This window comes from Allobosea sp. 2KB_26, from assembly GCF_052115715.1.
GTDB lineage: Bacteria > Pseudomonadota > Alphaproteobacteria > Rhizobiales > Beijerinckiaceae > Allobosea.
Genome location: NZ_JBFRHE010000012.1, coordinates 129,256 through 142,562, shown reverse-complemented (window position 1 = coordinate 142,562; position 13,307 = coordinate 129,256). Strand labels below are relative to the sequence as shown.

The window sequence follows — 13,307 nt, the reverse complement described above, 5'->3', positions numbered from 1 at the left end:
ATGTCAGGCGTTAGGCATGGGTGGAACGGAGGGCGGGCCAGAGGCCTTTCGGCGCCCCAGCAGCGAATCGACGATGCCGGCAAGCGACAGCAGCGGCGTCAGCAGGGCCTGCATGACGACGAGAGCGAGATAAACCGAGATCAGCGCCGGGCCGCGCCAGGCTTTGCCGCGCGTCAGGTCGTGGATCGTCGCCAGCCCGCTGAACATGAAGACAGCGAGGAGGGCGCCGGTCATCGCCGCTCCGGCAACGCCGATGAAACCGCCGAGCGTGGCTGTCGCCATCGCGAGGCCGAGCAGGATCAGCGCGCGGCGCGGAACAGTGGTTGCCGGAATGAAAGGCCACGGACGCGGTAGTCGGCCGGAGACCTGCACTGCCTTCGCCGCAAGCCAGAGATTGGCGACGATCGTCGTGACGAAGGACGCGCCGATCCCGACGGGGACCGCGGGCGCCAGCGTCAGCGCAAGTTCGGAGACCTTCACATCGGCAGGCAAGGCGATAAGCCGGCTGCGCACCATCTCGGAGAGCAGGTTCTCGATGACGCGTGCAATTACCGTGCGATAGGTGTCGTAGTCCGTCGTCATCACGAGTGCGCTGCCGACGGTGGTCAGCGCGGCCGTCGCGGCGATCCAGACCAGAAGATGGCCGAGCGGATACCATTCGGCGACGCCGGTGCCGTCATTGCGGGCAAGCAGCGCCAGATAGGCAATCCACCAGGCCGGCAGCGCGACGATCAGCGCATAATTCAGCCCGGCGGCAAAGCTGAGCGCGATCATGCCGGCGATCGCGCCGGCTGCGGTCGCAACAAGCCCGGCGCGATGATTCCAGCCGAGTGCGGCGATGAAGATCGGAAGAGGGGCTGCAGAATACAGCAGAATCGCCAGCGGCGATCCGGTGATCACCACTGCAAAAAGAAGGGCCGAGACCAGGCCCGCGCCGATGCCGACGATCGGAAGCATTCTTCGTCCTGCTGTCCCACTGCTCGAAAATGGCAGGGTGAGAGGCATCTCGCCTCAACATACCCGGCGGGGTTTCACCGCTGGGCGACTAGGGGTTCGGCCATCGCCGGTGCCAGGCACCGGCGATGGGTCGCAATCCGCTTAGCGGATGACGTAGGGCAGCAGGCCCAGGAAGCGGGCGCGCTTGATCGCCTGGGCGAGCTCACGCTGCTTCTTGGCCGAAACGGCCGTGATACGCGACGGCACGATCTTGCCGCGCTCGGAGATGTAGCGCGAAAGCAGGCGCACATCCTTGTAGTCGATCTTCGGAGCGCCTTCGCCCGAGAACGGGCAGGACTTGCGGCGGCGGAAGAAGGGGCGGCGGGCGCCGGCGGAAGCGGTCGACATGGCTTAGGCCTCCGTGCCGGTGGTTTCGGTGGTCTCGTCTTCGCGACGCGGACGGTCACGGCGCGGGCCGCGATCGAAACGGTCGCCACCACGCTCGAAGCGGTCACCGCCGCGCTCGCCGCGGTCGTCACGATCGCGCTTCTGCAGCATGGCCGACTGGCCTTCCTCAAGCTCCTCGACGCGGATCGTCAGGAAGCGCAGGACGTCTTCGTTGATGCGCATCTGGCGCTCCATCTCCAGCACGGCGGCGGAGGGAGCGTCGATGTTCAGCAGCGAGTAATGAGCCTTGCGGTTCTTACGGATGCGATACCCGAGCGACTTCACGCCCCAGTATTCGGTCTTGGTGACCGAGCCGCCATTCGCCTCGATGATGCCCTTGAACTGTTCGACAAGAGCTTCGACTTGCTGCGCGCTGACATCCTGCCGCGCGAGCAGCACATGCTCGTACAATGCCATTATGGCCTTCCTTTGTTTCACCCTGTTTCGCTCGGCGCGGAGCCCTCCGAGCCCTGGATAAGGCCCGACAGGATTTCATCGAAGGCGGAGACACGGGATGGCGGTTCGAGAGCCGAACCTGCGGGATACTTGATAAGCGCCCGCCATCCGTTCAGCCTCCGGCCGAACAAACAGGAGGCGGCTGATACAGGGTCGTGGCCATTTCCGCAAGCCAAATCACTGCACAAGTGGCTGCGAATTCTCCAGCAAAGCTTGACTTGGCCTCCCAAGCAATGTGAGAGCGCCGTCGCGATGACTAATTTATGAACATCGGGATTTTCTCAGCATGACAACCGCGTTCATCTTTCCCGGCCAGGGCTCTCAGGCCGTCGGCATGGGCAAGACCTTGGCCGACGCTTTTCCTGTGGCCAGGGCAGTCTTCGCCGAGGTTGACGACGCCCTGTCGCAGAAGCTTTCGGCGATCATGTGGGATGGTCCCGCTGAGGAGCTGACGCTGACCGCCAATGCCCAGCCGGCCCTGATGGCGGTGAGCCTTGCCGTGATCCGCGTCCTTGAGGCGGAGGCCGGCCTGTCGCTGCAGCGCGATGCAGCCTTCGTGGCTGGCCACTCGCTCGGTGAGTATTCCGCGCTGGCGGCTGCGGGCAGCTTCTCGGTTGCGGATGCTGCTCGCCTGCTCCGGATTCGCGGCGACGCCATGCAGAAGGCCGTGCCGGCAGGCGAGGGGGCGATGGCAGCGCTCCTCGGCGTCGAGCTCGAGAAAGCGCGTGAGATCGCGAGGGATGCCGCGCAAGGCGAAGTCTGCGAGGCGGCCAATGACAATGGCGGCGGGCAGGTCGTTCTCTCCGGGAGCAAGGGAGCGATCGAGCGCGCGATTGCGCTTTCCGGGGAGCGCGGCGTCAAGCGCGCCCTGCCTCTGCCGGTGTCGGCGCCCTTCCATTGTGCGTTGATGCAGCCTGCCGCCGATGCGATGCGCGAGGCCCTGGCCAGGGTCGCCCTGGCGGCGCCGGTTGTTCCGGTGATGGCCAATGTCGGTGCGGCTCCGCTGAGCGACCCCGACGCGATCCGCGCCTCGCTGGTGGCGCAGGTGACGGGAACCGTGCGCTGGCGCGAATGTGTGCAGGCCATGGCCGATGCTGGCGTGACCCGTTTCGTCGAGGCGGGGAGCGGTAAGGTGCTGGCCGGCTTGGTCAAGCGTATCGCAGCGGGTACCAGCGCGGTTTCGCTCGGCGCTGCCGACGATATCCGCAATTACAGTGCCCAGAACGGGTGAGTCGGCAGGATGCCGGGTCCATATAAAAGGGAGGCAGCATGTTTGACCTGACGGGGAGAAAAGCCCTGGTCACCGGCGCGACCGGCGGACTTGGCGGCGCGATCGCCCGCACGCTCCATAGCCTCGGCGCCAGCGTCGCGCTGTCTGGTACGCGGGTCGAGGCGCTCGAGGCTCTCGCTGCCGAGCTTGGCGAGCGCGCCGTGATTGCGCCTTGCAACCTGTCGGACAAGGATTCGGTCGAGGCGCTCGTCCCGGCTGCGGAAGAGAAGCTCGGCGGGCTCGATATCCTCGTCAATAATGCTGGCGTGACGCGCGACAATCTTTTCCTGCGCCTCAAGGACGAGGACTGGGACAGCGTGATCGCCGTCAATCTGACGGCGGCGTTCCGGCTGTCGCGGGCCGCCGTGAAGACGATGATGCGCCGTCGCTATGGCCGCATCGTCTCGATCGGGTCCGTCGTCGGCGTCACCGGCAATCCCGGGCAGGGCAATTATGCTGCCTCGAAAGCCGGGCTGATCGGGATGTCCAAGGCTCTTGCTGCGGAAGTCGCGAGCCGCAACATCACGGTGAACGTCGTTGCGCCGGGCTTCATCGAGTCGCCGATGACACAGGCCCTCAACGACAAGCAGCGCGAAGGCATCCTTGCCGATGTGCCGATGGGCCGATTGGGTGTGGGTGACGATGTTGCTGCGGCGGTTGCCTATCTCGCCAGCAACGAGGCCGCTTACGTGACCGGGCAGACGCTTCACGTCAACGGTGGAATGGCAATGATTTGAAGGTCTTGAGAAGGTTCTTTGTAACCTTCCGAGATCGGTTTCCGGCTCTCGTCAGCTCTCGACGAGTGTGTTAACTAGCGCCGTCGCGCTGCAGCGCGCGTGCTCGGGGGGACTTGACGCGAACCCTGTTGTTGCGTTTGTGCAGCCTTAAGAGTTCCGCCCCGGCGGCATTCCGGAAGGGGTGCCGGGTGGCGGGAGCGGTTCCCTACACGCATCGCGATCCAGCGATGCGTTTCAAGCTTTGAGGAAAAGATCCATGAGCGATGTCGCCGAGCGCGTGAAGAAGATCGTGATCGAGCATCTCGGCGTCGAACCCGAGAAGGTCGTCGAAGGTGCCAACTTCATTGAAGATCTGGGTGCCGACAGCCTCGATACGGTCGAGCTCGTGATGGCTTTCGAGGAAGAGTTCGGCGTCGAGATTCCGGACGACGCTGCCGAGACGATCGTCACGGTCGGCGACGCCGTCAAGTTCCTCTCGAAGAGCGCCTGATCGGCCTCTGGCCGTTACTGCATCATGAGCCCACGCAGCTACACCATGCGACGTGTCGTGGTGACCGGGCTTGGCATGGTGACGCCGCTTGCATGCGGCGTCGAGCCGACCTGGTCACGTTTGATCTCCGGCGCCAGCGGCGCCGGTCCGATCACGAGCTTCGACGCGAGCGACCTTCCCGCCCAGATCGCCTGCAATATTCCGCGCGGCGATGGTTCCAACGGCACCTTCAATCCTGACGATTGGATGGAGCCCAAGGAACAGCGCAAGGTCGATGATTTCATCGTCTTCGCAATGGCGGCTGCGACGCAGGCGCTCAATGATGCCGGGTGGAAACCCGAAAGCTATGAGGATCAGATCGCGACCGGTGTCGCGATCGGGTCCGGCATTGGTGGGCTCGGCGGCATCTATGAAGCGTCGATCCTGCTCAAGGAGCGCGGCCCGCGCCGCCTCTCGCCTTTCTTCATTCCCGGCCGGTTGAGCAATCTCGCCGCCGGCTATGTTTCGATCACGCACGGCCTCAAGGGGCCGAATCACGCAGTGGTCACGGCTTGCTCGACCGGCGCCCATGCCATTGGCGACGCCTCGCGGATGATCGCTCTCGGCGATGCCAAGGTGATGGTCGCGGGTGGCACCGAATCGGCGATCAACCGCATCGGCATTGCCGGGTTCTGCGCGTGTCGCGCTCTGTCCACTGGCTTCAACGACACGCCCGAGAAGGCCTCGCGTCCCTATGACAAGGATCGCGACGGCTTCGTCATGGGCGAGGGGGCAGGGGTCGTCGTTCTCGAGGATCTCGAGCATGCGAAGGCCCGCGGCGCGCGCATCTATGCCGAGATCGTCGGGTACGGCATGTCGGGTGACGCCTATCACATCACCTCGCCGGCCGAAGATGGCGACGGTGCCTATCGTTGCATGTCGGCGGCGCTCGATCGCGCCGGCGTCACGGCGGGCGATCTCGACTACATCAACGCGCATGGCACCTCGACCCAGCTCGGCGACGAAATCGAGCTGCGGGCAGTCGAGCGGCTGCTCGCCAACGCCCCGCGGAAGCCCGCCATGTCCTCGACCAAGTCGGCGACTGGACACCTGCTCGGCGCGGCAGGCGCGATCGAGGCGATCTTCACGGTCCTCGCGATTCGCGACCAGATCGCACCGCCGACGATCAATCTCGACAACCCATCCGTCGAGACCGATCTGGACCTGGTGCCGAATGTCGCGAAGAAGCGCAGCATCGAGACCGCTCTCTCCAATTCCTTCGGGTTTGGCGGGACGAACGCCTCGCTGGTGATCCGGCGCTTCGTCGACTGACGCACCGGCCGATGAGGCTCAGCGCGCTTTCGCCATAATTTCTGCTAGTCTATCACCGGATTTCGGGACAGGCTCGGAATGCGTCGCATCGCCAGGGCATTGCGGCGAACCTCAAGACACCAGAACGCGAGCGCCAGCACTGTGAACACTTCGCCCCGCGTTGCCCCGAAGAGCCCGAGCGAGGCGTTGAAGCCGGTGGCGCCGCCTGCTCCGCCGCCGAAGGCGCGTCGCAGGAGGCGCAATCCCTTCATCGGCATGCTCAGCGGGTTGTTCACGACTGCGCTCGTATTGGCCGGCGTCGTCGGCGCTGGAATCGCGGTGGTCGGTAGTCAGAGCAAGGCCCCAGGGCCACTCGCAAGCGACCGTGTCCTGATCATTCCCAAGGAAAGCGGCCTCACCGAGATCGCCGAGCTGCTACAGCGGGAGGGACTGATCGAGCATCCCTGGACCTTCAAGGTTTCGGCGCTGATCTCCGGCAACTGGACCAAGCTCAAGGCCGGTGAGTACCTGTTCAAGGCGCGCGCCAGCCAGCAAGACATTCTCGACATCATTGCCGAAGGCAAGGCCGTCGAGCATTCGATCACCGTGCCGGAAGGCCTGACCAGCGAACAGATCATTGCGCGGCTGCGCGACAACGATCTCCTTACGGGCGACGTCATTCAGGTGCCTCGCGAGGGGACCATCCTGCCCGATACCTTCAAGTTTCCGCGCGGGTTCACACGGCAGGCGATCGTCGATCGGATGACGCGCGACCAGCGCCGTGTCCTCAACGACGTCTGGAATCGCCGCCCTGCGGACCTGCCGATCAAGACGCCGCAGGAGTTGGTGATCCTGGCGTCGATCGTCGAGAAGGAAACCGGCCGAGCCGACGAGCGCCCGCGCGTTGCCGGCGTCTTCATCAATCGTCTGAACCGCAAGATGAAGCTGCAATCCGACCCGACGATCGTTTACGGGATCGTCGGCGGCAAGGGCACGCTCGGCCGCGCGATCCAGCGCAACGAGATCAGCCAGGCGACGCCCTACAACACCTATGTCATCGACGGCCTGCCGCCGGGCCCGATCGCGAATCCGGGCCGCGCCGCAATGGAGGCCGTGGTCAACCATTCCAGAACAAAGGATCTCTATTTCGTTGCCGATGGCAGCGGCGGGCATGCCTTCGCCGAGACCCTGGAGCAGCATAACCGCAATGTGGCCCGTTGGCGGCAGGTCGAGTCGCAGCGGCGGGAGGCCGGCAAGCCCTCGCCGGATTCGAATGTCGACAAGGTGGAGCCGCCGCCGGCGCCGGATAACCGCACCGAAGCGCCTGGCGCCTCACGGGCGGCCGATGCGGCGTCCGGAGACATCGAGACCGCGGCAGGCAACCGCCGTGCCTCGGCGGATGGTCCGGCGGGCGCGCGCACCCGCGCCTTCGATGCGTCGGAAGGCACGAACCGCGATCCGCTGCTGAACCGAAGCTACGATCTCAACTCACCCAAGCAGGTTCCGGCACTGCGTCCCTGAGCAGCTCGGGCAAGTATTGGCAGCCGCACCCGGTTTCTCCCCATCTTCGCGTTGCGGAGTGTGCAGCGCGACTTGCGAGCGGTGTTTCCCCTCACTACGGTCCCGCCGCATCAGATACAGCGTCGAGTGGTGATCCTGCGCATTGCGATCGCACGGTGAGCCGTCGGGGGGAGTTTCAGCGTCCATGGCGATCGAGAGCATGACCGGCTTTGCCCGCGCAGCCGGTACCGCAGGTCTTCATGCCTGGGCTTGGGAAATCCGCAGCGTCAATGCGCGCGGCCTCGATGTGCGTGTCCGGGTGCCCTCCGGGTTCGAAGCCCTGGCCGAGGCTGCGCGCAAGCGCCTCGGCGCCGCTTTTTCTCGCGGTACATTGCACGTGAATCTCTCGATCAACAGCGATGCCCGGCCGGCGAAGCCCCGTATCAACGAGGCGGTGCTTGCGGGCCTGCTGGAATCCGTCGCGAGGCTGCCCGCGTCCGACAGCATCCGTCCGGCCTCCTTTGACGCGCTGCTTGGGATTCGCGGCGTGGTCGAGATTGCCGACGAGGACGAGGATGTCCTGGCGCAGCTCGAGGCTCCCTTGCTTGCCGGCCTGGAAGCGGTGGTTCTTGGCCTCAAGGAAGCACGCTCCGCCGAGGGGCGAGCGCTTGAATCCGTTCTCACGGGCCACCTTGCCAGCATTGGCCGTCTGACCGACGAGGCGGAGCAGCATCCCGGGCGGAGTGTGGAAGCGATCCGTGCACGGCTCGCGATGCAGGTGCAGGCCCTGCTCGATGCCAGCCCGGCACTCGACCCGCAGCGCCTCCATCAGGAGGCCGCGCTGCTTGCGGTCAAGGCCGATATCCGCGAGGAGATCGACCGGCTGCATGCTCATGTTGCCGCGTTGCGGGCCTTGTTCGATCAGGGCGGGCCGATCGGCCGGAAGCTCGACTTTCTTGCGCAGGAATTCGGGCGAGAATCCTCGACGCTTTGCGCCAAGGCCGGTGATGCCGGGTTGTCGCGCATCGGGCTCGAGCTGCGCACGGTCGTCGACCAGATGCGCGAACAGGTTCAGAATGTGGAGTGACGGCTGATGGCCGATCTGGTGCGCCCGGCCCGTCGCGGCCTGATGTTGATCCTGTCCTCTCCCTCGGGAGCGGGCAAATCGACCCTGACGCGAACGCTGTCGCAGAAGGAAACCAATCTCGATCTGTCGGTCTCGGTCACGACCCGGCTCAAGCGCCCCTCCGAGATCCATGGCGTCCATTATCACTTCATCGACCGCCCTGCCTTCGACACGTTGCGCGAGCGCGATGATCTGCTCGAATGGGCCGAGGTCCATGGCAATGGCTACGGGACGCCGCGCAAGCCCGTCGAGGATGCGCTGAAGGCTGGCCGCGATGTGCTCTTCGACATCGACTATCAGGGCACGCAGCAGATCCTTGAAAAGGCGCGCGAGGATGTCGTCGCCATCTTCATCCTGCCGCCATCGATGGCGGAACTGCGCTCTCGCCTCGTGCGTCGCGCCGAGGATGCGCCTGAGGTGATCGCCAAGCGGCTCGACAACGCCCGCGACGAGATCGCTCGTTGGAGCGTCTATGACTACGTCATCATCAATGACGATCTCGGTGCTGCCTATGAATCGGTCCGCGCCATCCTTACTGCCGAGCGCCTGAAGCGTTCGCGCGCGATTGGCATGAGTGAGTTTGTCGCCGGCCTCCTCAGCGAGGCAATCGCGTAGGGAGCGCCGCTATCCGGCCTTCAGCCCAGCCAGGGCGTTGGCGAGGCGCACGAAACCTGAAACGGGCACTTCCTCTGCGCGGGCTGTTGGCGACAGGCCGGCGGCCTCGATCATCGGCAGCGGATCGGGTGTCACGGCCTTGAGGCTCTGGCGCAGCATTTTCCGACGCTGGCCGAATGCGGCCAGGGTGACGCGCTCCAGCAATCTCTGTTCACAGGGCTCTGGCCTCAGTCGCGGCACGAGTTGAACGACCGAGGAGGTGATTTTCGGCGGCGGCACGAAAGCGGACCTGGGCACGTCGAACAGGATCTTGGTTTCGCAACGCCAGTTCGCGAGAACGGCCAGCCTGCCATAGTCAGCGCGCTGCTCCGGGGTTGCAATGATGCGCTCGGCCACCTCGCGCTGGAACATCAGCGTGAGCGAGTTCCACCAGGAGGGCCAGGGTTCCTGGCTGAGCCAGCCAACGAGCAACGGCGTGCCAATATTATAGGGCAGGTTCGCGATGATCCGGGCGGGCGAACCGCCGAGATGAGTGGACAGGTCGACGGCAAGCGCATCGCCGTCAATCACCTCGAGCCGTCCCGGGTAATGTGCGGCGATCTCTGCCAGCGCCGGCAGGCAGCGTCGATCACGCTCGATCGCAATGACACGCCCCGCGCCATTGGCCAGCAGGGCGCGTGTCAGCCCCCCGGGGCCAGGGCCGATCTCCACCACCGTCTCACCGTCAAGCGGCCCGGCGGCGCGGGCTATCCTGCTTGTCAGGTTGAGGTCGAACAGGAAGTTCTGGCCCAGCGATTTCTGCGCCATCAGCCCGTGGCGTTCAACCACCTCACGCAGCGGCGGCAGCGTGTCGATCTGGCTCATGGCAGGCGGCTTTCGAAATGGGCTGCCATGCGGGCTGCCAGCCGCAGCGCGGCGCAAAGGCTGTCGGGGCGGGCAATGCCGCGGCCTGCGATGTCGAAGGCCGTTCCGTGATCCGGTGAGGTACGGATGAAGGGCAGGCCAAGCGTCACGTTGACGCCCTCGTCGAAGGCGATCGTCTTGATCGGGATCAGGGCCTGGTCGTGATACATCGCCAGTGCCGCATCGTACCCGGCGCGGGCGCGCGAATGGAACATTGTGTCGGCAGGATAGGGACCGCTTGCGTCGATTCCCAACGCCTTGAGCTGCTCGACGGCTGGCGCCACCACCGCAGCATCCTCCTCGCCCAGCGCTCCACCTTCTCCCGCATGCGGATTCAGCCCACTGAGTGCGATCCGCGGCCGCGCAATTCCGAAGCGGGCGGCCAGTTCGCGAGCGACAATTCGCCCCGTCTCGACAATCAGATCCGTCGTCAGCAGCGATGGTACCGCACTGAGCGGCACGTGGATCGTCACCGGAACAACCGCCAGATCTTCGCACCAGAGCATCATCACAGGGTGGGGCGTCCTGCCTCCATCCGCCGCAAGATGCGCCAGATATTCCGTATGGCCGGGATGCCTGAAACCGGCGGCGTAAAGAACGCTTTTTGCAATGGGATTGGTGACCAGCGCAGCCGCATGTCTTTCGCGCACCGCGGCGACGGCGCGATCAATCGCCTCGATCGTCCCCGCAGCGGTTGCAGGATCAGGATGTCCGGATACCACGATCGCGGTCTTCTCGAGCGCAATGACGGGCAGGGCCTGTTCGAAAAGCGCCTCTGCCTCATGCCAGGCGCAGCCAACGATGGGCACATCGAGGCCCAGCCGTCGTGACAGGCTTTCCAAAAGGCCGGGGTCGGCAATGCAGGCAAACGGCGGAAGGGCTGCGGGTTCCCGCAGCACCCAGGCCTTCAAGGCGAGTTCGGGGCCGATCCCTGCCGGATCACCTTGCGTGAGAGCGAGCAGTCGCGGTGACACGTTCTTCTCCACCCGCACAGGCTCGCTCGCAGTAATCCTGATTCCACCCTCAGCGAGAGGCGACACCGTCGCCTGTCGAGCCCTGGCCCAGGTTCTGCGAGTAGCTGATCTCACCCAAGGTGCGCAGTTCGAGCTTGAACATCACCGTCCGCGTATCCTTCGTGGCGCCGGACTGCCGGTCGGCATAGGACTGCGAATAGGAGATGTCGAACACGGTGCATTCGTCGGTGTAGTTGATACCCAGACTCATCGAGGCAGGCTGGAACGGACCGGTCTTCGGGTAGGTAAGTGCCGCAAGGGCAACGGGATTGAGCTGGGCCGCCACGAAGGCGTCGCGATACCGCTCCCGGTCGAACTTGTACTTGTCGAGGTCGAACAAGACCCCGGCGCGGACGCGCCAGTATTGTGCGATCCCGAGCGAGCCGTTCAGGCCGAGACCCTCGCGCCGCCGCGGAATGCCCAGCTCGGGTTGAGGCTCATAGCGGCCATAGGTGACAGAGGTCGTGACCGTACCATTGCTGTAGGTCGCACCTGCGTCGATCCGCTGCGCCTCGAATGTCGACTCGTCCAGCCGCGCCGCGCCAGTCAGGAAGAAGTTCTTGAACGGCGAGATCTGCGCGCGGGTGACGAAATCGGACCGCGTCGTTTCGAGACCTGAATTCAGGCCGGTATTGACCAGGTCGGCTTGTGCGAAGGAATTGCGCCCAGCGAGATTGAAGGACTGGCCGACCAGGAAATTGGCGTAGGCCTCCTTACCGAAGCGGCCCGTGTAGAGCGCGCCGACATTCGCTCGCGTGCCACCCTCGACCCGATCATAGCCGGAGAACTTGCCGCTCCACTCGAACAGGTTGGTGTCGTCAAAGACGAGGCTTTGCGAATCCTCATTGGCGACGCGCAGGACATTCGTCTCGTTCGGACGCGCAACGAACTGGGCGACTGGCTCGATGATATGCGTGCCCCACGAGGTCTTGGCCACGAAGGGGTAGCGATACATCAGGCCGACCGCCGGCATGACGCGCCCGAAGACATCATCCGATGTGTTGAAGATCGAGGAAACGTTGGCGTTGGAAAAGCCGGTCGTGGACGGATTGACCGAGAAGATATCCGCGCGAACCGACGCATAGGGCGTCCAGACCTGACCGAGCGAATCGATGAAATTGCGCCGCCAGGACACTTCCGCTGTTGCACGCGCCACCGAACCGCCGATGCCGCGCACCAGGCACTGGTCCTTCTGGTAGACGGCGCAGCCGTCATAGAGTGGGTTCGGCGTCGTGATCAGGAAGTTCTTCTGGGCTGGGATCTGCTGGAAGGCAGCGGCATCCCGGGTCAGGCTTGTGACGTTCACATTGAACGCCAGTTCACCGCCAATGACGTCCGGCTTGTGCACCCGCTTGTTGTAATCGAACACCGGCAGCACGAGCGGCTGCTGCTTCTGCCAATCGGACGACGTCAGGGGTTGGAAATAATAGCCACGCAGGTCGAACCAGGCATTCGGGCTCTGGCCGTTGAGATAGCCGGTCGAGATCGATTCCTGCAGATAGGTCGTCGAGCTGATGCTTTCGCTTCGGATGCGATAGTTCTTCCAGAACCAGCGGTCCGTCGACATCGCGATGTCCCAGCCGTAGGTCCAGCGCGGATTCAGATAGAATTTGCCAGTGGTTTCCAGCGAGCCGCGGAAATCGCTGTCGCGCGCGCCGTACGGCGTCGGCTGGAACGCATCCGGCTCCGCCTGGAAGATACCGGCTGCACGGATGTTGTAGGACCCGTTGACGAGTCGGTGACGCCACTCGGCCTGGCCAAGGAAGCCCTGCCGCGAGAGATAGGTTGGCGTGACTGTGAGATCGTAGTTCGGGGCGAGGTTGAAGAAATAGGGCAGGCCAACACCGAACCCGAGCGCGCTCGTGTTGATGAAGGCCGGCGACAGGAAGCCGCTCTTGCGCTTCACCGTCGAGTCCGGGCCCGACATGTACGGGATATAGGCGATCGGAACCCCGGCAAATTCTAGCCGGGACGATTCGTAATAGATCGTCTGCTCGGACTTCTTGTGGATGATCCGCGCCGAGCGGACCTGCCAGAGCGGCGGCCTTTCGGGCTTGTCCTTGCAGGGCTCGCAAGCCGTGTAGATGCCCTTTTCAAAGACGAAGGTCTCGCCGTCGGTGCGTTCAGCCCGCGGAGCTGTAAACCGCGTCTTGTCCGGGTTCACGACGCGCAGCGAATCAATGAAACCGTCGCGGAAATCGTCAGTCAGATTGAAGCGATCGCCGGTGATGACGGTACCGTTCGACTCGGTGATCCGGGCATTGCCGCTGGCGATGACGCGCTTGCTGGCGCGGTCATAGGTGACCTTGTCCGCTTCGATCGTACGGCCCTGATAGAGAATCTGGACGTCGCCGACGGCTGAGACGCTGTTGTTCTTGTTATCGTAGACCAGCTCGCGCGCGTCGACGACCATGCGCTCTTGCGGCTTCTGCGGAGCTTGCGCGAAAGCGCTCCCTCCTGCCGTCAGGCAATAGGCCAAACTCGAGGCGAGGGCGGTCGCCGCGGCAAAACGAGCCATGCGTCT

The 13,307-nt window shown here is 64.4% G+C and carries 14 protein-coding genes; 7 read left to right on the top strand and 7 right to left on the bottom strand.

Annotation, left to right across the window (positions count from 1 at the left end; translation table 11 throughout):
- Positions 1–3: 3 nt before the first annotated feature.
- The 3 genes from AB4099_RS26170 to rpsF form a co-directional block, all read right to left on the bottom strand.
- The gene (locus tag AB4099_RS26170; protein WP_441480203.1) at positions 4–957 is read right to left on the bottom strand and encodes a DUF2232 domain-containing protein; all 954 of its coding nucleotides are present in this window, start codon (positions 955–957) and stop codon (positions 4–6) included.
- Between the two features lie 141 nt (positions 958–1,098).
- Positions 1,099–1,344, bottom strand: coding sequence for a 30S ribosomal protein S18 (gene rpsR, locus AB4099_RS26165; RefSeq protein WP_038367644.1), 246 nt, complete (start codon positions 1,342–1,344; stop codon positions 1,099–1,101).
- A 3-nt stretch (positions 1,345–1,347) separates the two neighbouring features.
- Complete coding sequence (gene rpsF, locus AB4099_RS26160) at positions 1,348–1,800, bottom strand: 30S ribosomal protein S6 (RefSeq protein WP_113518472.1); 453 nt, start codon at positions 1,798–1,800, stop codon at positions 1,348–1,350.
- A 325-nt stretch (positions 1,801–2,125) separates the two neighbouring features.
- Here rpsF and fabD point away from each other — a divergent pair, with 325 nt between their 5' ends.
- The 4 genes from fabD to fabF all read left to right on the top strand — a co-directional run bounded on the left by fabD (position 2,126) and on the right by fabF (position 5,647).
- Positions 2,126–3,070 (top strand): ACP S-malonyltransferase, encoded by a 945-nt coding sequence (gene fabD / locus AB4099_RS26155; RefSeq protein WP_441480202.1) that lies wholly within the window; start codon positions 2,126–2,128, stop codon positions 3,068–3,070.
- Between the two features lie 38 nt (positions 3,071–3,108).
- Entirely contained in the window at positions 3,109–3,846 is a 738-nt protein-coding gene (gene fabG, locus AB4099_RS26150) for a 3-oxoacyl-[acyl-carrier-protein] reductase (RefSeq protein ID WP_441480201.1), read from the top strand.
- Positions 3,847–4,102: 256 nt separating this feature from the next.
- Entirely contained in the window at positions 4,103–4,336 is a 234-nt protein-coding gene (locus tag AB4099_RS26145) for an acyl carrier protein (RefSeq protein ID WP_043236751.1), read from the top strand.
- Positions 4,337–4,381: 45 nt separating this feature from the next.
- The gene (fabF, locus tag AB4099_RS26140; protein ID WP_113518529.1) at positions 4,382–5,647 is read left to right on the top strand and encodes a beta-ketoacyl-ACP synthase II; all 1,266 of its coding nucleotides are present in this window, start codon (positions 4,382–4,384) and stop codon (positions 5,645–5,647) included.
- A 44-nt stretch (positions 5,648–5,691) separates the two neighbouring features.
- On the opposite strand, the gene AB4099_RS26135 is transcribed toward fabF, so the two are convergent.
- On the bottom strand, positions 5,692–5,922 hold the full coding sequence (locus tag AB4099_RS26135; RefSeq protein WP_441480200.1) for a hypothetical protein: 231 nt from the start codon (positions 5,920–5,922) through the stop codon (positions 5,692–5,694).
- On the opposite strand from AB4099_RS26135, the gene mltG reads away from it, so the two are divergent.
- The 3 genes from mltG (at position 5,915) to gmk (ending at position 8,867) form a co-directional block, all read left to right on the top strand.
- A complete protein-coding gene (mltG, locus tag AB4099_RS26130) occupies positions 5,915–7,147 on the top strand; it encodes an endolytic transglycosylase MltG (RefSeq protein WP_441480199.1) in 1,233 nt (410 codons plus the stop codon). The genes AB4099_RS26135 and mltG overlap by 8 nt on opposite strands.
- A 184-nt stretch (positions 7,148–7,331) precedes the next feature.
- Positions 7,332–8,213 (top strand): YicC/YloC family endoribonuclease, encoded by an 882-nt coding sequence (locus tag AB4099_RS26125; protein ID WP_113518476.1) that lies wholly within the window; start codon positions 7,332–7,334, stop codon positions 8,211–8,213.
- Positions 8,214–8,219: 6 nt separating this feature from the next.
- Positions 8,220–8,867, top strand: a complete 648-nt coding sequence (gene gmk, locus AB4099_RS26120) for a guanylate kinase (protein ID WP_113518477.1) — start codon at positions 8,220–8,222, stop codon at positions 8,865–8,867.
- A gap of 9 nt (positions 8,868–8,876) precedes the next feature.
- Here the strand turns inward: gmk and rsmA are convergent, their stop codons facing one another.
- From rsmA to AB4099_RS26105, 3 genes are read right to left on the bottom strand one after another with little or no spacing between them, the layout of a single operon-like run.
- Positions 8,877–9,731 carry a 16S rRNA (adenine(1518)-N(6)/adenine(1519)-N(6))-dimethyltransferase RsmA gene (rsmA, locus tag AB4099_RS26115; protein WP_441480198.1) on the bottom strand — a complete coding sequence of 285 codons (855 nt, stop codon included), beginning with the start codon at positions 9,729–9,731 and terminating at the stop codon, positions 8,877–8,879.
- Complete coding sequence (gene pdxA / locus AB4099_RS26110) at positions 9,728–10,744, bottom strand: 4-hydroxythreonine-4-phosphate dehydrogenase PdxA (protein WP_441480197.1); 1,017 nt, start codon at positions 10,742–10,744, stop codon at positions 9,728–9,730. The genes rsmA and pdxA overlap by 4 nt, the downstream gene beginning before the upstream one ends.
- Before the next feature lie 49 nt (positions 10,745–10,793).
- Positions 10,794–13,301, bottom strand: coding sequence for an LPS-assembly protein LptD (locus tag AB4099_RS26105; RefSeq protein WP_441480196.1), 2,508 nt, complete (start codon positions 13,299–13,301; stop codon positions 10,794–10,796).
- Between the last annotated feature and the right edge of the window lie 6 nt (positions 13,302–13,307).

Bases quoted from the DNA above. Each gene is read 5' to 3' on its own strand.
- AB4099_RS26170 (WP_441480203.1), bottom strand. From the start codon at position 957: ATGCTTCCGATCGTCGGCATCGGCGCGGGCCTGGTCTCGGCCCTTCTT.
- rpsR (WP_038367644.1), bottom strand. From the start codon at position 1,344: ATGTCGACCGCTTCCGCCGGCGCCCGCCGCCCCTTCTTCCGCCGCCGC.
- rpsF (WP_113518472.1), bottom strand. From the start codon at position 1,800: ATGGCATTGTACGAGCATGTGCTGCTCGCGCGGCAGGATGTCAGCGCG.
- fabD (WP_441480202.1), top strand. From the start codon at position 2,126: ATGACAACCGCGTTCATCTTTCCCGGCCAGGGCTCTCAGGCCGTCGGC.
- fabG (WP_441480201.1), top strand. From the start codon at position 3,109: ATGTTTGACCTGACGGGGAGAAAAGCCCTGGTCACCGGCGCGACCGGC.
- AB4099_RS26145 (WP_043236751.1), top strand. From the start codon at position 4,103: ATGAGCGATGTCGCCGAGCGCGTGAAGAAGATCGTGATCGAGCATCTC.
- fabF (WP_113518529.1), top strand. From the start codon at position 4,382: ATGCGACGTGTCGTGGTGACCGGGCTTGGCATGGTGACGCCGCTTGCA.
- AB4099_RS26125 (WP_113518476.1), top strand. From the start codon at position 7,332: ATGGCGATCGAGAGCATGACCGGCTTTGCCCGCGCAGCCGGTACCGCA.
- gmk (WP_113518477.1), top strand. From the start codon at position 8,220: ATGGCCGATCTGGTGCGCCCGGCCCGTCGCGGCCTGATGTTGATCCTG.
- rsmA (WP_441480198.1), bottom strand. From the start codon at position 9,731: ATGAGCCAGATCGACACGCTGCCGCCGCTGCGTGAGGTGGTTGAACGC.
- AB4099_RS26105 (WP_441480196.1), bottom strand. From the start codon at position 13,301: ATGGCTCGTTTTGCCGCGGCGACCGCCCTCGCCTCGAGTTTGGCCTAT.